Here is a 20,251-nt window from a genome sequence, read left to right as displayed (position 1 = left end):
TAAATGATGTTACGTTCTCAATTTGAAGAAGATTTGGAGAAATTGCACAACCAGTTCTATGCTATGGGACAAGAAGTGCTATCCCAAATCAATCGGACAGTGCGTGCCTTTGTTACGCATGACCGTGATTTGGCCAAGGAAGTTATCGAAGATGATGCAGAAGTAAACGAATACGAAGTGAAATTGGAGAAGAAATCATTTGAAATGATTGCCCTTCAACAACCGGTTTCTCAGGACTTGCGTACTGTTCTAACAGTCTTGAAGGCTGTATCAGACTTGGAACGTATGGGGGACCATGCTGTTTCCATTGCAAGAGCAGCCATTCGTATGAAGGGGGAGCAACGTATCCCAGCTGTTGAAGAAGAAATCAAGAGAATGGGTCGCGATGTCAAGAACTTCGTTGAAGCAGCCCTAGAACTCTATCTGAATGGTTCAGTAGACCAGGCCTATGAAGTAGCAGCAATGGATGAAAAAATCAACCATTACTTTGATAGCATTCGTGACTTGGCTACAGAAGAAATTAAGAAAAATCCAGATGCTATCGTTACAGGACGTGATTACTTCCAAGTGATTGCCTTCTTGGAACGTATTGGAGACTATGCCAAAAATATCTGTGAATGGGTTGTTTACTTTGAAACAGGTAAGATTGTCGAACTATAAAGTATTCAAAGGATAAAATTATTGTGAAAGCTTACTTTTTAATACAGTAAGCTTTCATTGTATAGATAGTTTACTTTGTCAGAGGTGAATAATGAACTACATACAGAATATCAGAAAAAAAGTTGGAAAAGATAAAATTATTTTAAATTTTACCTGTGGAATATTAAGTCAATCAGGAAAAATTTTATTACAAAAACGAGCAGATAAAGGAACGTGGGGATTACCAGGTGGTGCTCTTGAATTAGGAGAATCGGCTTTAGAAGCTTTAGTGCGAGAGTTTTATGAAGAAACAGGAGTCGAAGTGAGGGTGGAAAAACTCTTAAATGTTTATACAAAATATTCAGACAGTTATCCGAATGGTGATGAGGCTCAAGTTCTTACAATCTTGTATTTAGTTTCATCTGAAACTTCTATCTCTATAAATTTTTTTACAAGTGATGAAACTTTAGAATTAGGATTTTTTGATCATAGTGACATACAAAATATTGCAATTGTAAACCAGCAGCATCAAGATATGATAAATGATTTTTTTGAAAATAAGTTCCCAATAGATAGATAAACTAACCACTGTATTTCTATTTTTTAGTAAATATATTTTATGAAAATGTAAGAAAAACACTTGACAAGCAACTTGGATAGAGTTATAATTATACAAAATTAACAGAGAGGTCGTTTATTTATGAAATCGAAAAAATGGATATTTGTTTTATGTAGCTTTCTTGCAAGTTTCTTCTTAGTGGCTTGCCAGTCGGGTTCTAATGGTTCTCAGTCAGCTGTTGAGGCCATTAAGCAAAAGGGGAAATTAGTTGTGGCGACTAGTCCTGACTATGCACCTTTTGAATTCCAATCCTTAGTTGACGGGAAAAATCAGGTAGTCGGTGCGGATATTGATATGGCCCAAGCTATCGCTGATGAACTTGGGGTGAAATTGGAAATCTCAAGCATGAGTTTTGACAATGTTTTGACCAGTCTTCAAACTGGGAAGGCTGACCTAGCAGTTGCGGGAATTAGCGCTACTGATGAGAGAAAAGAAGTCTTTGATTTTTCAATCCCTTACTATGAAAACAAGATTAGTTTCTTGGTTCGTAAGTCTGATGTAGAAAAATACAAGGATTTAACTAGCCTTGAAAGTGCTAATATTGCAGCCCAAAAAGGGACTGTTCCAGAAGCTATGGTCAAGGAACAATTGCCAAAAGCTCAATTGACTTCCCTAACCAATATGGGTGAAGCTGTCAATGAATTGCAGGCTGGAAAAGTAGATGCTGTTCACATGGATGAGCCTGTTGCCCTTAGCTATGCTGCTAAAAACGCCGACTTAGCTGTCGCAACTGTCAGCTTGAAGATGAAGGACGGCGAAGCTAATGCAGTTGCCCTTAGAAAAAATAGTGCTGATTTAAAAGAAGTGGTGGACAAGGTCATCCAAAAACTCAAGGATGACGGTACCTACCAAAAATATCTTGAAAAAGCGGCAACCTTAACAGAAGTTGAAGAATAATACTCAATGAAAATCAAAGAGCAAACTAGGAAGCTAGCCGCAAGCTGTACTTGAGTACGGTAAGGCGACGCTGACGTGGTTTGAATTTGATTTTCGAAGAGTATAAGAAAAAAGCAGAGTTGGAAGTCAATCCAATTCTGCTTTTAAATAGTTTAAAACATTTTCCAGATTTTCTAAGGACACCTTAGCAAATTGATAAGGGCAGGCATCCAAGTATGCCTCTTCAAAGAAGTCCAATTTCAGTTGGCTGTGTTTGAGACTGGCGATTTTAGGATACTGTCTCAGGTCTAGCAATACACCATCGTGTAGGGGAAAATGAGGAAGGGGACAAGGTGTTTTAGCTAGTCTTTCCTCGATTTGTTTTTGGTAAGCTTCCTGATTGGATAAGCGAGTTAGCCGATTTTTCTCAAATAATTGACTGTCAATATAGAGTGACAGGGCCTTTTGCATGATGAGGTTGCTATCGTAATCTAGGATATTTTTGTAGGCCACAAAGGCTTCCTTGATAGCATTTGGAAGGATGAGTGCTGTTATCCGCAGGGCTGGAAAGAGGCTGGTTGAGAAGGACTTGATATAAATGACGCGCTCCTCTGTATCTAGATAGTGGAAGGTCTGGCCCTTTTTAGAGTCCAAATCCCCCAGATAGTCGTCCTCTACGATATAGACACCATACTTGGCAGCTAAGTCAAGAATAGCCCGTTTGTCCTGCTCTGAATAGGAATGTCCCAGAGGATAGTGAAAACGAGGAATGGTATAGAAAAACTTAATTTGTCCTGTTTTGAAGTGGCCTTCCAGTTCCTCCAAGTCAATTCCATCAATGCCTCGTTCAATCGTTTGATAGTCCAGACCTTGAGCAATCAAGAGGCGATTCATCCGATGGTAGGTCGGCTGTTCCACCAAGATTTCCTTGGCTTGGCTAGGAAAGGAAATTTGAGAAAGGATAAACAAGGCTTGTTGGGTTCCAGAAGTCAGTACCAGTTGGTCCGCCTTGCAGTAGAGAGCTTGGTCAAAGAGGAGTTTATGAATGGATTGTCTTAGGTCTTCTAAACCTTCTTGATTTTCATAGTAGTTGAAGAGGTAGTTTTCTCGGCCAATCAAGGTTTCATTGACACAGAGTCGGAAATCGTCATAGGCGCTGGCATGTTCGTCGGTAACCTCGATTTCTAGGTCCTGGTGTTGCCCTTGTTCTAGGACATAGTAGCCACTCTGGGGCTTGGCATAGAGATATTGTTCGTGCCGTAATTCCAGCAGGGCTCGTTGGACAGTATCCTTGCTACAGTTGAAGTCAAGGCTCAGTTGACGGATAGAAGGCAGGCGGCTTCCCGTCGGAAATCGTCCAGACTCGATACCATTTTTTAGATAGGAAACGACCTCTTGGTACTTGCTTTGTTTCTTCATTCCAGACCTCCCTTGATTTTGTTACATTGTACCCTTTTTTTTCTTTCTTGGCAATGTCTAGAGTATTTCTCTCGTTCACATCTAGGGGCAAATGTGGTATACTTAGGAGTAACATTTATAGAATAACAGACAAGAAAGTGAATGGATAAGAACGTGCAGGAACCAGTGAAATTATTTCAATACAATACCCTTGGAGCCTTGATGGCTGGCCTTTATGGTGGTACCATGACAGTAGGAGAATTGCTAGAGCATGGTGATCTTGGTTTGGGAACCTTGGATTCTATTGATGGGGAATTGATTGTCTTAGATGGCAAGGCTTATCAGGCCAAAGGATCAGGAGACCAGCCAGAAATTGTAGAGGTGTCACCAGATGCCCTCATTCCTTATGCTGCAGTGGTACCGCACCAGGCAGAGGTCATTTTCCGCCAGCGGTTTGAGATGACAGACAAGGAATTGGAAGAACGAATCGAGTCTTATTATGATGGGGAAAATCTTTTCCGCTCTATCAAGATTCGTGGGGAATTTTCGCATATGCATGTGCGCATGATTCCCAAGTCGACACCAGATACCAAGTTTGCTGAGGTCGCAACCCATCAACCGGAATATAGTCGTGACAATGTCGCAGGAACCATCGTTGGTTTCTGGACGCCAGAGATTTTTCATGGAGTTAGTGTGGCAGGCTACCATCTGCACTTCATCTCAGATGACTTGACCTTCGGTGGGCATGTCATGGATTTTGTCATAAAAGAAGGAATCATCGAAGTGGGGGCAGTTGACCAATTAGACCAACGTTTCCCAGTTCAAGACCGCCAATACTTGTTTGCCAAGTTCAATGTTGATGAGATGAAAAAAGATATTGAAAAGGCAGAATAGGAGAAGAAAATGAACATTCATATCATTATTACCATTGTGTTTTTGCTGACTTTTCTAATAGGGAGCATTTGGTATGCCAAAAAGAAATACCAGATTAATCTAGCTGTCTTGGGCTTGGGGGCTGTTGCCTTCTTTGTCTCTTCACAGATTTTGGAAAAACTGGTGCATATCTTGGTTTTACATCCTCAAAAAGACGGTAGTATTGCCCTCTTGCAAGACCATCCGCTTGTCTATATCATCTATGGCTTAGCCATGGCATCATTTTTTGAGGAAACTGCTCGTCTTATTTTCTTCAAATGGTTGGAGAAAAAGAGAAGTTTGGAAAAGGCAGATGCCTTGGCTTATGGATTGGGGCATGGTGGTTTGGAGTTGATTTTCCTAGGTCTTACTAGTTTGATTAATCTCTACATCGTTCTCTCAGCAGTTCAAACGCAAAATCCACAAGTTATGCAATTGCTGTCTGAAAATATGTTGAAAACTATTCAGTCGCTATCAGTCTGGCAGATTTATTTGCTTGGTTTTGAGAGAATCTTGGCGCTAGGATTCCAATTGCTTTTGACAGTTTGGGTTTACCAAGCTGTTCGCCAGAAGAAATGGATTTATCTCCTAGCGGCCTATGGACTACATGCCTTCTTTGACATGGCACCATCTCTAGCTCAAGTAGGATGGATTACAAGTCCAGTCTTGGTTGAAGTTATTCTACTAGTTGAACTGATCCTGGTTGCCTATGGAACAAAGGCAATCTTTTGCAAAAAATCATAAGAAAAAGGGGGAAACCTCTTTTTTTGTTTAAAATAAGCCCAAGATTTTTTTAGGGTCGTCAAATGGTCTTAAAAATGGTATAATGGAATGAATTTTGTAAAAGGAAGAGTGTCATGTCAGTAAAAGAAAACATGCTTGAAATCTTAGAAGGGATTGATATCCGTTTCAAGGAACCCTTGCATAGCTATAGTTATACAAAAGTAGGTGGAGAGGCTGATTATCTGGTCTTTCCACGAAATCATTTTGAGTTGGCTCGCGTTGTCAAATTTGCCAATCAAGCAGATATCCCTTGGATGGTTCTTGGAAATGCTAGCAACATCATCGTTCGTGATGGTGGGATTCGTGGATTTGTCATCTTGTGTGACAAGCTCAATAATGTTTCCGTTGATGGCTATACCATTGAAGCTGAAGCTGGTGCTAACCTGATTGAAACAACTCGCATTGCCCTTCGTCATAGTTTGACTGGCTTTGAGTTTGCTTGTGGTATTCCTGGAAGTGTCGGTGGTGCTGTCTTTATGAATGCGGGTGCCTATGGTGGCGAGATTTCCCATATCTTACAGTCTTGTAAGGTCTTGACCAAGGATGGAGAAATCGAGACCCTGTCTGCCCAGGACTTGGCTTTCGGGTATCGCCATTCAGCCATTCAGGAGTCTGGTGCAGTTGTCTTGTCAGCTAAATTTTCCCTTGCTCCAGGAAACCATCAGGTTATCAAGCAAGAAATGGATCGCTTGACGCATCTACGTGAACTCAAGCAACCTTTAGAATATCCATCTTGTGGTTCGGTCTTTAAGCGTCCAGTAGGGCATTTTGCAGGTCAATTAATTTCAGAAGCTGGCTTGAAAGGCTATCGTATTGGTGGAGTAGAAGTCTCAGAAAAACACGCAGGTTTTATGATTAATGTTGCTGACGGAACGGCTAAAGACTACGAGGACTTGATTGAGTCTGTGATTGAAAAAGTCAAGGAACACTCAGGTGTCACCCTTGAGAGGGAAGTCCGTATTTTAGGTGAAAGCAAGTAGGAAGTTTTAGTTAAAAAGCTGCTGCTATGTCATGGAAAGGGGGTGAAAGCCTATCGTCAGTGCAGAAGAATGTAGGCAGTTCAATCTCCTACACGAGGTAGTAGTGGCCTGACAGAGCCCTGATCTGTTAATCTATGAAAAAGAAGGAATAAATGACAATTGAAAAAACCAATTATTGAATTCAAAAACGTCTCTAAAGTTTTTGAAGACAGCAACACCAAGGTTCTCAAAGATATCAACTTTGAGTTGGAAGAAGGGAAGTTCTATACTCTTCTAGGCGCGTCTGGTTCAGGGAAATCAACTATCCTTAACATCATTGCAGGTTTACTGGATGCGACGACAGGAGATATTTTGCTGGATGGTGTCCGTATCAATGACATCCCAACCAACAAGCGTGACGTCCATACGGTTTTCCAATCCTATGCCTTGTTTCCACATATGAATGTGTTTGAAAATGTTGCTTTTCCGCTCCGCTTGCGCAAGATTGACAAGAAAGAAATCGAGCAACGTGTTACTGAAGTTCTCAAGATGGTTCAGTTGGAAGGTTACGAAAAACGTTCCATTCGTAAACTCTCTGGAGGACAACGTCAGCGTGTGGCTATTGCCCGTGCCATCATCAACCAACCCCGTGTGGTCTTGCTAGACGAGCCTTTATCAGCGCTGGACTTGAAATTGAGAACAGACATGCAGTATGAACTGCGTGAACTGCAACAACGATTGGGCATTACCTTTGTCTTTGTCACTCACGATCAGGAAGAAGCACTTGCCATGAGTGACTGGATTTTCGTTATGAATGATGGCGAGATTGTCCAGTCTGGAACACCAGTAGATATCTACGATGAGCCGATTAACCACTTTGTTGCCACCTTTATCGGTGAGTCAAATATCTTGCCAGGTACCATGATTGAGGACTACTTGGTTGAGTTTAACGGCAAACGCTTTGAAGCGGTCGATGGGGGGATGAAGCCAAATGAGCCAGTCGAAGTCGTGATTCGTCCAGAAGACTTGCGCATTACCCTTCCTGAAGAAGGCAAGCTCCAAGTTAAGGTCGATACCCAGCTCTTCCGTGGGGTTCACTATGAAATTATCGCCTATGACGAACTTGGAAATGAATGGATGATCCACTCGACTCGTAAGGCCATCGTGGGTGAGGAAATCGGTCTGGACTTTGAACCAGAAGACATCCACATCATGCGCCTCAATGAAACAGAAGAAGAGTTCGATGCTCGTATCGAAGAATACGTGGAAATCGAAGAGCAAGAAGCAGGTCTGATCAATGCAATCGAGGAGGAAAGAGATGAAGAAAACAAGCTCTAAACTCTTTGTAGTGCCCTACATGCTTTGGATTGCCCTCTTTGTATTGGCACCCTTGGTCTTGATTTTCGGTCAATCCTTTTTCAATATTGAAGGCCAGTTCAGTTTAGAAAATTATAAGTCCTACTTTGCGTCACAAAACTTGACCTACCTCAAAATGAGTTTCAACTCTGTACTCTATGCAGGAATTGTGACCTTTGTGACCTTGCTTATCAGCTATCCAACAGCCCTCTTTTTGACCCGTCTCAAGCACCGTCAACTCTGGCTCATGCTGATTATCCTGCCGACTTGGATCAATTTGCTCCTCAAAGCTTATGCCTTTATCGGGATTTTTGGTCAAAATGGCTCTATTAACCAATTTTTGGAATTCATCGGAATCGGTTCACAGCAGTTGCTCTTTACCGATTTCTCCTTTATCTTTGTCGCAAGCTACATCGAGCTTCCTTTTATGATTTTGCCGATTTTCAATGTCTTGGATGATATGGATAATAACCTCATCAATGCCAGCTACGACCTCGGTGCGACCAAGTGGGAGACCTTCCGCCATGTCATCTTCCCTCTATCTATGAATGGGGTGCGAAGTGGGGTTCAGTCGGTCTTTATTCCAAGCTTAAGTCTCTTCATGCTGACCCGTTTGATTGGTGGGAACCGCGTTATCACCTTGGGGACAGCCATTGAGCAGAACTTCCTGACCAATGACAACTACGGTATGGGTTCAACCATCGGTGTAATTCTCATCCTGACCATGTTTATCACCATGTGGGTGACCAAGGAAAGGAGAGAACGATGAAAAAATTTGCTAATCTATATCTGGGACTGGTCTTTCTTGTCCTCTACCTGCCAATATTTTACTTGATTGGCTATGCCTTTAATGCAGGCAACGACATGAATAGCTTTACAGGCTTTAGTTTGAGTCATTTTAAAACCATGTTTGGCGATGGTCGCCTTATGTTAATTGTGACCCAGACCTTTTTCTTGGCCTTTCTGTCAGCATTGATAGCGACGATTATCGGGACTTTTGGAGCTATTTACATTTACCAGTCTCGTAAGAAATACCAAGAAGCCTTTCTTTCACTTAATAATATCCTTATGGTTGCGCCTGATGTTATGATTGGTGCCAGCTTCTTGATTCTCTTTACTCAACTCAAATTTTCACTTGGCTTTTTGACAGTTCTTTCTAGTCATGTGGCCTTTTCGATTCCTATCGTGGTCTTGATGGTCTTGCCTCGTCTTAAGGAAATGAACGGTGACATGATTCATGCGGCCTATGACCTAGGTGCTAGTCAGTTTCAGATGTTCAAGGAAATCATGCTTCCTTACCTGACTCCGTCTATCATTGCAGGTTATTTCATGGCCTTCACCTATTCGCTAGATGACTTTGCCGTGACCTTCTTTGTAACGGGAAATGGCTTTTCAACCCTATCAGTCGAGATTTACTCTCGTGCTCGTAAGGGGATTTCGCTAGAAATCAATGCCCTGTCTGCCCTTGTCTTTCTCTTTAGTATTATCCTAGTGGTTGGATATTACTTTATCTCACGTGAGAAGGAGGAGCAAGCATGAAAAAACTCTATTCATTTTTAGCGGGAATTGCAGCCATTATCCTTGTCTTATGGGGAATTGCGACTCATCTCGATAGTAAAATCAATAGTCGAGATAGTCAAAAACTGGTCATTTACAACTGGGGTGATTATATCGATCCTGAACTCTTGGAGCAATTCACAGAAGAAACAGGAATCCAAGTCCAGTACGAGACCTTTGATTCCAACGAAGCCATGTATACCAAGATCAAGCAGGGTGGAACGACCTACGATATTGCCATTCCTAGTGAATACATGATTAACAAGATGAAGGATGAAGACCTCTTGGTCCCGCTTGACTATTCAAAACTTGAAGGTCTTGAAAATATCGGACCAGAGTTCCTCAACCAGTCCTTTGACCCAGGCAATAAATTCTCCATCCCTTACTTCTGGGGAACCTTAGGAATTGTCTACAATGAAACCATGGTAGATGAGGCTCCTGAGCATTGGGACGACCTCTGGAAACCAGAGTATAAGAACTCTATCATGCTCTTTGATGGGTCGCGTGAGGTATTGGGACTGGGGCTCAACTCCCTCGGCTACAGCCTCAACTCCAAGGATACCCAGCAGTTGGAAGAAACAGTAGATAAGCTCTATAAATTGACTCCAAATATCAAGGCTATTGTGGCGGATGAGATGAAGGGCTATATGATTCAGAACAACGCTGCTATCGGTGTGACCTTCTCAGGTGAAGCCAGCCAAATGCTAGAAAAAAATGAAAATCTACGCTATGTAGTACCGACTGAGGCCAGCAACCTTTGGTTTGACAATATGGTCATTCCCAAAACAGTCAAAAACCAAGACGCAGCCTATGCCTTTATCAACTTTATGTTGAAACCCGAAAATGCTCTTAAAAATGCGGAGTATGTCGGCTATTCAACACCAAACCTACCAGCTAAGGAACTACTCCCAGAGGAGAAAAAAGAAGACAAGGCCTTCTATCCAGATGCTGAAACCATGAAACACCTAGAAGTTTATGAGAAATTTGACCATAAATGGACAGGAAAATATAGCGACCTCTTCCTACAGTTTAAAATGTATCGGAAGTAGGAGTTAGCAGTCACGAAACGAATCAGTCAAGCTGGTTCGTTTTTTAGAAAAAATAGAAATCATGGTATAATAGTTTTAGGGTGAGAGTTATTAGTATTGTTTACAGCATCTCTGAAAATTTAATTCCAAAGGAGTTCAAAATGAGTCAGACTACGCAAATGCATATATATATATATATAACCTAATAAAAAAATGCAAAAAATATAGATTGAAACCTACTGAAAATCCAGTAGGCTTTTTGCGTTTCTTGGAGGTATCTAATGGCTAAAAAGTTATTAAATATCACTGAGATTGAGGATAGAACCAAGGTTTTAGTAGAGAATCTTAATAAATCGACATTCATTATTGATTTTGTTTCATTGTTTGACATTACTAAAACGACCATAACAAGAGCAAGTAAAGTGGCATCTGATGATTTTATAATAAAAAACAGATTGTATTTTCGTAAAGTTGAAAATCAGCCATTACTTGCTCTGACTGAGATTGATAAAGAGTTGGATGGTCAGGTTCGTAAATCTCGATTTATTATTACAACAGATTTTCAAGAATTATATGCAAAGGATACACAGACAGGACTGACTCTAGCAATTTCTTTTAATGATTTACCAGCCCATTGTGATTTCTTCTTACCTTGGAATGGTATTGAAAAGATTGATTATGATAAGGAAAACCCTGCTGATGTAAAAGCGGCAGAGCGTTTCACCAAACTTTATGATGAACTAATTTCTATCAATCCTGAACTTGCCATTACTGAAACTGACGGTAAATCATTTAATCTATTTTTGATTCGTGTTCTTTTTCTACTATTTGCAGAAGACACAAGTATCATCTCCAAGGGAGCTTTCTCAAATGTTATTAAGATGAGGACATCTGAAGATGGTTCTGACTTGAATGAGTGTGTTAGAAAACTATTTACTGTTTTAGATATGCCTGAATTTAGTCGTCAGGATTTGGAGTCGTGGTTATCAGATTTTCCCTATGTAAATGGTAAGCTTTTTTCAGAGCCACATCATGACCTTATTTTCAATAAAAGAACTCGTCAATTACTCATTGAAGCAGGGGAATTGCTAAACTGGAATGAAATCAATCCAGATATTTTGGGATCAATGATTCAAACGGTGGCAAATGCAGAAGCAAGATCAACATCGGGTATGCACTATACTAGCGTGCCTAATATTATGAAGGTCATCAAACCACTATTTTTAGATAATTTACGAGCAGCATTTACGGAATTAGAAGAACGAGCTGATTACTATATAGGAGGTGGTGATTTTAGAGAGGAACATCGTCGCAAGGAATTGCGACAAATCTTACCTAAGTTAGAAGAGTTACTCACTCGTATGGCCTCCATCAAGTTTTTAGATCCTGCCTGTGGTTCTGGAAATTTCCTCATCATTACCTATAAAGAACTTCGTCGTTTAGAGATTAATATCTTAGTCAAACAGCGTGAAATTCGTGATTCCTTGAATGAAAAAGCCGTTTATCAAGGAGAATTGATTGCTGATGCATCTAAGATTTCTCTATCCCAGTTTTCAGGAATTGAATTGGATGATTTCGCTCATGAAGTAGCAAGGCTATCCTTGTATATAGCGGAACACCAGATGAATGTGGAGATGGAAGAAGCACTTGCTGATGTCCATCCAAGGCTACTCCCCTTAAGAGAAGCTGGGAATATCGTTTGTGAGAATGCCCTAAGAATTGACTGGGAAACTGTTTTGAATGCTAAGGAAGATGACGAAGTTTATATATTTGGGAATCCGCCGTATATAGGGGCAAGCTTGCAGACCCAAGAACAAAAGAATGATTTGCGATTAGTAACAAATGATTTACCAAAAACTGGGAAAATGGATTATATTGCAGGCTGGTTTTTTAAAGGAGCACAATTATTAGATAATTCATGCCGAAAATTAGCTTTTGTTACTACGAATTCGATTTTTCAAGGTGAACAGGTATCGATTATTTGGAAATCAATTTTAAAAAATATTGATATTATATACGCTTACACATCTTTTAAGTGGGGGAATAGTGCAAAATATAATGCAGGAGTGACAGTATCAATTGTCGGTATGTGTAAGAGTAATATTGTGGAAGATAAATATATATATGACGATAAATTATCTAGAAGGAGAGCTACTAATATAAATCCTTATTTGACTGATGGGAGCAATATATTTGTAGAAAATACTAGAGAACCTATTAATTTGTTACCTAGAATGTCTAGAGGAAATGGTCCTTATGATGGTGGTGGTTTACTTTTTACGTTGTCTGAATATAGTGAGACTATACAAAAGTATCCGGAAATCACCCATATATTTAAAAAATTTAAGAGTGGCGAAGAAATGATTAAAGGAACTTATCGTTATGCTTTATGGCTTGAGGAAAATGAATATCAAAAATTTAAGGATAATAGTATTATTTCTGAGAGAATAGAGCGAGTAAGAACTTTTAGACAAAATGCGAAATCAAAGTCAACAAAAGAGCTAGCAGATTATCCTTGGAGGTTCGGTGAACTGAAAGAATTATCATCTCAAGTAATATTAATACCTCGTGTTTCATCTGAGACCAGAGAATATGTACCTATGGATTTTGTTATGGGGAAAGATATGATTATTTCTGATGCAGTGATTACAATCAACAATGCTCCTATCTGGCTTCTTGGTATCTTAGAATCCAAAATGCATATGGTTTGGCTTCGTTCAATTGGTGGTAAATTAAAGACAGATTATCGTTATTCAGCTGGACTGGTCTATAATACATTCCCAATTCCAGAACTTTCGGAAGCTCGGAAAAATATGCTTGAAGAAGCTGTTTTTGAAATGCTAGATGTTAGAGAAGAAGAAGGTGGAACTTTGGCTGAATTGTACGGTGGTGCCAATAAACCGATGAACGAATGTCTTCGTCAAGCACATGAAAAAATTGATGGTATCGTAGAACGTGCCTACCAGCAAAAACCTTTTGAATCAGATGAAGAAAGGCTCAGTGTCTTATTGAACCTGTATAAAGAAATGACAGAAAAGGAAGCGAAATGACCTCAAATATATTTGAAATCAATTACAATGGTACAGGTGCTAGTCAATCAAATAATGCACTTGGCATGCGTGAAATGCAGGAGCGGGTATATGCTAAGAGAACTTCTCAACACTTATTGATTAAGGCGCCTCCTGCCTCTGGTAAGTCGAGGGCTCTGATGTTTATTGCTCTTGATAAACTACATGCACAAGGTTTGAAAAAAGCTATTATAGCTGTTCCAGAAAGATCTATCGGAAAATCATTTCGTTCAACAAAATTGACAGAATATGGTTTTTACTGGGATTGGGAAGTTCTTTCCAAAAATAATTTGACTGAACAAGGAATCAGTAAAAGTAAGGTAAAACAGTTTGTAGACTTTATGCATTCAGAGTCACCTGATGATAGAGTTTTAATCTGTACGCATGCGACCTTGCGTTTTGCCTTTGAACAGCTGGCTGATAGTGATTTTAATGATGTTCTTTTAGCTATCGATGAATTTCATCATGTATCTCAAGATGATAATTCAGTTTTAGGGAATGCCTTGAGAAACATATTAGCCAATTCAACAGCCCATGTAGTGGCTATGACAGGGTCTTATTTCCGCGGAGATTCTGTACCTATTTTGGCACCTGAAGATGAGCAAAAATTTGATAAGGTATCCTATACTTATTATGAACAGTTGGAGGGGTACAAATATCTGAAAAGTTTTGCCATGGGTTATAACTTTTATCGTGGTCGTTACACGGATGCTTTGCACGAAGTACTGGACACAAGCAAGAAAACCATTATACATATTCCCAATGTAAACTCAGGTGAGTCAACCAAGGATAAGTATGATGAAGTTGACCGAATTTTAGACGAACTGGGGCAAGCTGTTCCAGATCCTAAGACTGGATTATGGTTAGTTACTGAGGAAACAGGTCGTGTATTGAAGGTTGCTGACCTTGTCACAGAAGAAGGGCGTGAAAAAGTACAGGATTATCTAAACAAGATGACCAGTTTAGATGATCTCGATATCATTATCGCACTTGGTATGGCTAAAGAAGGTTTTGACTGGCCTTATGCTGAGTATGCTTTAACGATTGGTTATCGTCAGTCGCTAACAGAAATTGTTCAGATTATAGGTCGAGTAACACGAGATAGTTCCAATAAATCGCATGCTCAATTTACCAATCTTATTTCCCAACCAGATGCTCAAGATGATGAAGTTTTCTTTGCTGTGAATAATGTTATGAAGGCTATTACAGCTAGTCTATTGATGGAGTCTGTTTTAGCACCAGATTTCAAGTTCAAACGAAAAGACCGAGAAGACCAGAAATCTTCTGGTGCCGAAATGTTTGTGAAAGGCTTAAAAGAGCCTAGTACTCAAAGAACCAAGGATATCATAGAAAATGATTTGAATGACTTACGTGCTAGTATATTACAAGAACCGCGTATCCAAACTGCAATTGCTGCGGGAACGGATGCAGAAGTCATTAATAAGCAGATGATTCCAGCCATCATTAAACAAATCTATCCTGACTTAAGTGGGGCTGAAGTTGAAGAAGTTCGTCAGCAGTTTATTAGTCAATCGGTAGTTCAATCAGCTGAACGGAAAGAGGGAGTAGGTCAAACAGACTTTCTAAAAATGGCAGATAAATTTGTGAATATTGATGAGTTGTCTATTGATTTGATTGATCAGATTAATCCTTTCCAGAGAGCTTACGAAGTTATATCACGTGAAATTGATGCTCCGACTTTGCGTCTAATACAAGATTATATGGATGGTCAGAAGATGGAGTTTTCTGAAGAAGAACTGTTAATTCTTTATCCTCAAATTAAGCAATTTTTGAAAGAAAATGGTCGTTATCCAGATAAATCAAGTAACGATAAGTACGAACAGAGACTTGCTTATGCTTTGTTACAATTGTCTCAGATGAAGCTGAAGATGGAGAGCGGTAATGAATGATTTCAAAAACTTAAATGACATTTTTAATGATTCTGATTTTGAACATTTAATAGCTCCTTTAAAACCTATGAAAAAAATAGTTATAGATCACGAAGTGGAGAAATTTTTAGAAATCATAGATTGGGTGAGAGAAAATAATGGGCAAGAGCCACAAAAGTCTAGAAATATTAAAGAACGCAGTTTATTTTCTCGATTGAATGGTATTAGAAAATCTCCTGATAGCATCCGAAAGTTAGAACCTTATGATGAATTTGGGCTACTAAAAATAGATATAGTTGAGTCCGAGCCCCCTATTTCAAGTCCTGCTAGTTTAACAGATATTTTATCAGATGAATTGTTTGAGTCAGTGAATAGTGCTGAGAAATCTTTATTTGATGTCTCACGTTATAAACGAACGATTCAAGCGCGGGATAAAACACGAACACGTAAACGGATGGGAAATTTTGAAGATTATCAGGGATTATTTACTCGTGTTCATGATGAAATTAGTGAAGGTCGTCGTCAAGTCAGAAAGTCTGATGTGATAAAAGAAAAAGAAATTAAACCTGATATGTTCTATGTGGATAATGGAGTAATGGTTTATGTTGTTTCTAAAGGAGAAGACTTCACTGATAAGAATGGTTATACTAATGCTGAACTTCATCTCGTATATGAAAATGGTACAGAAAATAAGAAGGCCTTACTCCGCTCTTTTGTATCTAATCTGCACGATAGAACGCGCCATGGACGAATGGTAACAGAATTGATAGAAGATGTGATGACTGGTATCAGTCCAAGCGAACGAATTACAACTGGATATATCTATGTAGTAAAATCCTTGAGTAGCCATCCTCAAATTGCCAACATCCGTAATCTCTATAAAATCGGTTTTACACAGGATCGAATTGAAAAACGGTTAGCAAATGCAGAAAGAGAAGGAACCTATCTTTATGCTCCTGTCCGTTTAGTAGCTAGTTTTGAGGTTCAAAATTTCAGCGCTCGAAAATTAGAAACGACTCTTCATCATTATTTTGCAGACAAGCAGTTAGATATGGAATTAATAGCACCAAATGGAGAGAGCTTTGTCCCTAAAGAATGGTTTCTAGTATCGCTAGATGAGATCCAAGAAGTGATTGAAAAAGTTAGCTTAATGATCTAGTGGGATAAGGGAGTATTTTTCCCCCTTTGGATTTAAGAAAACACAAAACAGAAAGAAAAGGAATATACTAACATGGAAAACAATAATACAAATTATAAAATCTTTAAATTCTTGGGAATTGCTGTGGTGCTGTTTTATGCTTTTATCTTTATTGGTAGTAGTTTTTCTACTGCTGGGGTAAAAGATGCACCACAAATTGAGTATAAAAGCGACTATATGAACCAGAAAGTGGAACTGAAAGACGCTGAGGTATTGGGCAAGTTTTGGAATGATGAAGGGCACTATCTCGTAGTGTATGACGAAGACACAAAATCCCCAAAATTGTTCAAGATAAGCTACTCTGAGTGGAATCTTATCAGTATAGGGGGTACATACTAAACAGCGCTGGAGGGCTATGCTAGATAGAAAGGTTTTAGAAATAAATTAAATATTACTACTTACATTTCGAAACTAGTAGTTAAATTTTTAAAAGGTCTTCACTCCTACCTCACTACTATTAGTTAAGATGATTTCCAGTTGACGCAAGCTTAAAAAAACGATATAATAAGAAAGTTGAGATTTGATTTTCAGTTGTCTTAGTCCAGAGAAATGGCGGTGCTGCGAGCCATCTAAGCTAGAAAGTCATGCTACTCAATCATACAATTGCATAAGAATAAGAGAATGACAAGTTCATTGAATGAAGGTGGTACCGCGGTTTTTCGCCCTTCGTGATATGAGCTTGTCTTTTAATTTTTGGAGGTGTTGATGAAAACATTTCTTGTCAAACAAAAGTTTCGTCTTGGAGGCGAACGCTTCGCTATCAAGGATGACAGGGGAGAAATCGCCTATCAGGTAGAGGGATCATTTTTTTAAGATTCCCAAAACTTTTACCATCTATGATGCGACTGGTGAACAAGTTAGTCAGATCAGTAAAGAAATCTTGACCTTGCTTCCTCGTTTTGAGATTCAGCTTCGGGATGGCTCGAGTTTTGTCATTCGCAAGAAGTTGACCTTCTGGCGAGATAAGTATGAGTTTGATAATCTGGGGCTTCGTATCGAGGGCAATATCTGGGATTTGGATTTCAAATTGCTGGATGATCGCGATCAGCTGATTGCGGAAATCAAGAAAGAACTCTTCCATCTGACATCTACCTATAGCGTAACGGTTCTTGAGGACGCTTATGCAGACCTAGTCATTTCCCTCTGTGTCGCGATTGACTATGTGGAAATGCTGGAAAGCCAATCACATTAAACAAGTAAATAAGGAGACAATATGAAACAACTATCTAGTGCACAAGTACGCCAAATGTGGCTTGATTTCTGGGCGGCCAAAGGTCACTCAGTAGAACCATCAGTGAGCTTGGTTCCTGTAAATGACCCTACACTTTTGTGGATCAACTCTGGGGTAGCAACCCTTAAGAAATACTTTGACGGGACCATTATCCCTGAAAATCCACGTATTACCAATGCCCAAAAGGCTATCCGTACCAACGACATCGAAAACGTAGGGAAGACTGCGCGTCACCATACCATGTTTGAAATGTTGGGGAACTTCTCAATCGGAGATTACTTCCGTGACGAAGCCATCACTTGGGCTTATGAGCTTTTGACCAGCCCAGAATGGTTTGACTTCCCAGCTGAGAAACTTTACATGACCTACTATCCAGATGATAAAGATTCATACAACCGCTGGATTGAAGTGGGAGTGGATCCAAGTCACTTGATTCCAATCGAGGACAACTTTTGGGAAATCGGTGCGGGACCTTCTGGACCGGACACAGAGATTTTCTTTGACCGTGGAGAAGCTTTTGACCCAGAAAATATCGGTCTTCGCCTTCTTGCAGAAGATATCGAAAACGACCGTTATATCGAAATCTGGAACATCGTTTTGTCACAATTTAACGCAGACCCTTCCGTTCCTCGTAGCGAATACAAGGAATTGCCACACAAGAATATTGATACGGGCGCTGGTTTGGAGCGTTTGGTGGCCGTTATCCAAGGGGCTAAGACCAACTTTGAAACGGACCTCTTCATGCCGATCATCCGTGAAGTGGAGAAATTGTCTGGTAAGGTTTATGACCAAGATGGCGATAACATGAGCTTTAAGGTTATCGCTGACCACATCCGTTCACTTTCATTTGCTATCGGTGATGGTGCCCTTCCAGGAAATGAAGGTCGTGGTTATGTCCTTCGTCGTTTGCTCCGTCGTGCTTCTATGCATGGTCAAAAATTGGGTATCAACGAGCCTTTCCTTTACAAACTCGTTCCAACCGTTGGAAAAATCATGGAAAGCTACTACCCAGAAGTGCTTGAAAAACGTGACTTTATCGAAAAAATCGTTAAGAGCGAAGAAGAATCATTTGCCCGTACCCTTCACTCAGGTCAACACTTTGCCCAAGGCATTGTAGCTGACTTGAAAGAAAAAGGTCAATCTGTCATTGCTGGTTCAGATGTATTTAAACTTTACGACACTTATGGATTCCCAGTTGAATTGACTGAAGAAATCGCTGAAGAAGCTGGGATGACTGTAGACCGTGAAGGATTTGAAGCAGCCATGAAAGAACAGCAAGAACGCGCGCGTGCCTCAGCTGTCAAGGGTGGCTCAATGGGGATGCAAAATGAAACCCTTCAAAACATCACTGTAGAAAGTGTCTTCAACTACAATGCTAGCCAATTGCCTTCTAAGTTGGTGGCTATCGTAGCGGATAATGCAGAAGTAGAAGCTGTAGCAGAAGGAATTGCCTCTCTTATCTTTGCAGAAACACCATTCTACGCTGAAATGGGTGGACAGGTCGCTGACCACGGACAAATCTTGGATGAGTCAGGTAAGGTCGTGGCTACTGTGACCAATGTTCAAAAAGCACCAAACGGACAAGCACTTCACACGGTTGAAGTTCTTGCACCTCTTGCCTTGAACCAAGAATATACCTTGGCAATTGATACAAATCGTCGTCACCGTGTTATGAAAAACCACACTGCGACTCACTTGCTTCACGCTGCCCTTCATAATATCCTTGGAAACCATGCAACACAAGCAGGATCTCTTAACGAAGTCGAATTCCTTCGCTTTGACTTTACTCATTTCCAAGCTGTGACTGCTGAAGAATTGCGTGCCATTGAACAGCAAGTCAACGAGAAAATCTGGGAAGCTCTTGAAGTTAAGACAGTTGAAACGGATATTGATACTGCTAAAGAAATGGGAGCTATGGCTCTCTTTGGTGAGAAATACGGCAAGGAAGTTCGTGTTGTTACTATCGGTGACTACTCTATCGAGCTTTGTGGTGGTACCCACGTTGGCAACACTTCTGAGATTGGACTCTTCAAGATTGTCAAAGAAGAAGGTATCGGATCAGGAACTCGCCGTATTTTAGCAGTGACTGGTAAGGAAGCTTTTGAAGCCTACCGCGAACAAGAAGATGCTCTTAAAGCTGTCGCAGCAACCTTGAAAGCACCTCAAGTCAAGGAAGTACCTCACAAGGTGGAAGGACTCCAAGAACAACTTCGTCAACTTCAAAAAGAAAATGCTGAGTTGAAAGAAAAAGCCGCAGCAGCTGCCGCAGGTGATATCTTCAAGGATGTTAAGGAAGTCAACGGTCACCGTTACATTGCTAGTCAAGTGTCTGTATCAGATGCAGGTGCCCTTCGTACCTTTGCAGATAACTGGAAACAAAAAGACTACTCTGATGTGCTTGTCCTAGTTGCAGCTATTGGTGACAAGGTCAATGTCCTTGTCGCAAGCAAGACAAAAGACCTTCATGCAGGAAACCTTGTCAAAGAATTGGCACCAATCGTCGATGGACGTGGTGGTGGTAAACCAGACATGGCCATGGCAGGAGGAAGCAACCAAGCTAAGATCCAAGAATTGTTGGATGCCGTAGCAGGTAAATTGTAAGAAAACAGGCTCTATAATATTTGTAGTGGGTAAATCCCCTATGGATATTATGGAGCCTATTTTGTTGTAGAAAAAAAGTCCCATAAGATCTATAATGAAAAGCGACAAAACAACTCATTAGAAAGATTCATATGGAA

General features: G+C 40.2%; 16 protein-coding genes and 1 pseudogene. 16 read left to right on the top strand and 1 reads right to left on the bottom strand.

All coding sequences use genetic code 11. The annotated features are described in order from the left end of the window. Nucleotides 1–6 precede the first annotated feature (6 nt). From phoU to GEZ85_RS03050, 3 genes are all read left to right on the top strand, one after another. Nucleotides 7–660: a phosphate signaling complex protein PhoU gene (gene phoU, locus GEZ85_RS03060; RefSeq protein WP_000946460.1), complete on the top strand. Its 654-nt coding sequence runs from the start codon at nt 7–9 to the stop codon at nt 658–660. 91 nt (nt 661–751) lie between these two features. Beyond that, entirely contained in the window at nt 752–1,219 is a 468-nt protein-coding gene (locus tag GEZ85_RS03055) for an NUDIX hydrolase (protein ID WP_049542869.1), read from the top strand. Nucleotides 1,220–1,339: 120 nt separating this feature from the next. Further along, nucleotides 1,340–2,155 (top strand): ABC transporter substrate-binding protein, encoded by an 816-nt coding sequence (locus GEZ85_RS03050; protein ID WP_000837375.1) that lies wholly within the window; start codon nt 1,340–1,342, stop codon nt 2,153–2,155. Nucleotides 2,156–2,281: 126 nt separating this feature from the next. Here the strand turns inward: GEZ85_RS03050 and GEZ85_RS03045 are convergent, their stop codons facing one another. Next, complete coding sequence (locus tag GEZ85_RS03045) at nt 2,282–3,553, bottom strand: aminotransferase-like domain-containing protein (RefSeq protein WP_153209384.1); 1,272 nt, start codon at nt 3,551–3,553, stop codon at nt 2,282–2,284. A 141-nt stretch (nt 3,554–3,694) separates the two neighbouring features. Between GEZ85_RS03045 and budA the strand changes: the two genes are divergently transcribed. From budA to alaS, 13 genes and pseudogenes are all read left to right on the top strand, one after another. After that, on the top strand, nt 3,695–4,426 hold the full coding sequence (budA, locus tag GEZ85_RS03040; RefSeq protein ID WP_000360298.1) for an acetolactate decarboxylase: 732 nt from the start codon (nt 3,695–3,697) through the stop codon (nt 4,424–4,426). Nucleotides 4,427–4,435: 9 nt separating this feature from the next. Then, nucleotides 4,436–5,188, top strand: coding sequence for a YhfC family intramembrane metalloprotease (locus GEZ85_RS03035; protein WP_153209382.1), 753 nt, complete (start codon nt 4,436–4,438; stop codon nt 5,186–5,188). A gap of 113 nt (nt 5,189–5,301) precedes the next feature. Next, complete coding sequence (gene murB / locus GEZ85_RS03030; RefSeq protein ID WP_153209380.1) at nt 5,302–6,207, top strand: UDP-N-acetylmuramate dehydrogenase; 906 nt, start codon at nt 5,302–5,304, stop codon at nt 6,205–6,207. Between the two features lie 159 nt (nt 6,208–6,366). Next, nucleotides 6,367–7,524, top strand: coding sequence for an ABC transporter ATP-binding protein (locus tag GEZ85_RS03025; protein ID WP_020903185.1), 1,158 nt, complete (start codon nt 6,367–6,369; stop codon nt 7,522–7,524). Beyond that, nucleotides 7,505–8,311 (top strand): ABC transporter permease, encoded by an 807-nt coding sequence (locus tag GEZ85_RS03020; RefSeq protein ID WP_000753801.1) that lies wholly within the window; start codon nt 7,505–7,507, stop codon nt 8,309–8,311. The genes GEZ85_RS03025 and GEZ85_RS03020 overlap by 20 nt, the downstream gene beginning before the upstream one ends. Beyond that, complete coding sequence (locus tag GEZ85_RS03015; protein WP_000712740.1) at nt 8,308–9,081, top strand: ABC transporter permease; 774 nt, start codon at nt 8,308–8,310, stop codon at nt 9,079–9,081. The genes GEZ85_RS03020 and GEZ85_RS03015 overlap by 4 nt, the downstream gene beginning before the upstream one ends. Further along, complete coding sequence (locus tag GEZ85_RS03010) at nt 9,078–10,148, top strand: ABC transporter substrate-binding protein (protein WP_153209378.1); 1,071 nt, start codon at nt 9,078–9,080, stop codon at nt 10,146–10,148. The genes GEZ85_RS03015 and GEZ85_RS03010 overlap by 4 nt, the downstream gene beginning before the upstream one ends. 260 nt (nt 10,149–10,408) lie before the next feature. Beyond that, nucleotides 10,409–13,177: a class I SAM-dependent DNA methyltransferase gene (locus tag GEZ85_RS03005; RefSeq protein ID WP_153209376.1), complete on the top strand. Its 2,769-nt coding sequence runs from the start codon at nt 10,409–10,411 to the stop codon at nt 13,175–13,177. Beyond that, on the top strand, nt 13,174–15,105 hold the full coding sequence (locus GEZ85_RS03000) for a DEAD/DEAH box helicase (protein WP_153209374.1): 1,932 nt from the start codon (nt 13,174–13,176) through the stop codon (nt 15,103–15,105). The genes GEZ85_RS03005 and GEZ85_RS03000 overlap by 4 nt, the downstream gene beginning before the upstream one ends. Beyond that, nucleotides 15,098–16,243, top strand: coding sequence for a GIY-YIG nuclease family protein (locus GEZ85_RS02995; protein WP_000997679.1), 1,146 nt, complete (start codon nt 15,098–15,100; stop codon nt 16,241–16,243). Before GEZ85_RS03000 ends, GEZ85_RS02995 begins: the two co-directional genes overlap by 8 nt. Before the next feature lie 72 nt (nt 16,244–16,315). Next, complete coding sequence (locus GEZ85_RS10195; protein ID WP_000429946.1) at nt 16,316–16,621, top strand: hypothetical protein; 306 nt, start codon at nt 16,316–16,318, stop codon at nt 16,619–16,621. A gap of 366 nt (nt 16,622–16,987) precedes the next feature. Then, nucleotides 16,988–17,474 (top strand): annotated as a pseudogene (locus GEZ85_RS02985) (LURP-one-related/scramblase family protein). A gap of 21 nt (nt 17,475–17,495) precedes the next feature. Continuing rightward, nucleotides 17,496–20,114, top strand: coding sequence for an alanine--tRNA ligase (alaS, locus tag GEZ85_RS02980; RefSeq protein ID WP_153209372.1), 2,619 nt, complete (start codon nt 17,496–17,498; stop codon nt 20,112–20,114). Nucleotides 20,115–20,251 lie beyond the last annotated feature (137 nt).

This window comes from Streptococcus mitis, from assembly GCF_009496205.1.
Lineage (GTDB): Bacteria > Bacillota > Bacilli > Lactobacillales > Streptococcaceae > Streptococcus > Streptococcus mitis_BN.
This window is presented reverse-complemented; position numbering and strand designations above follow the sequence as displayed.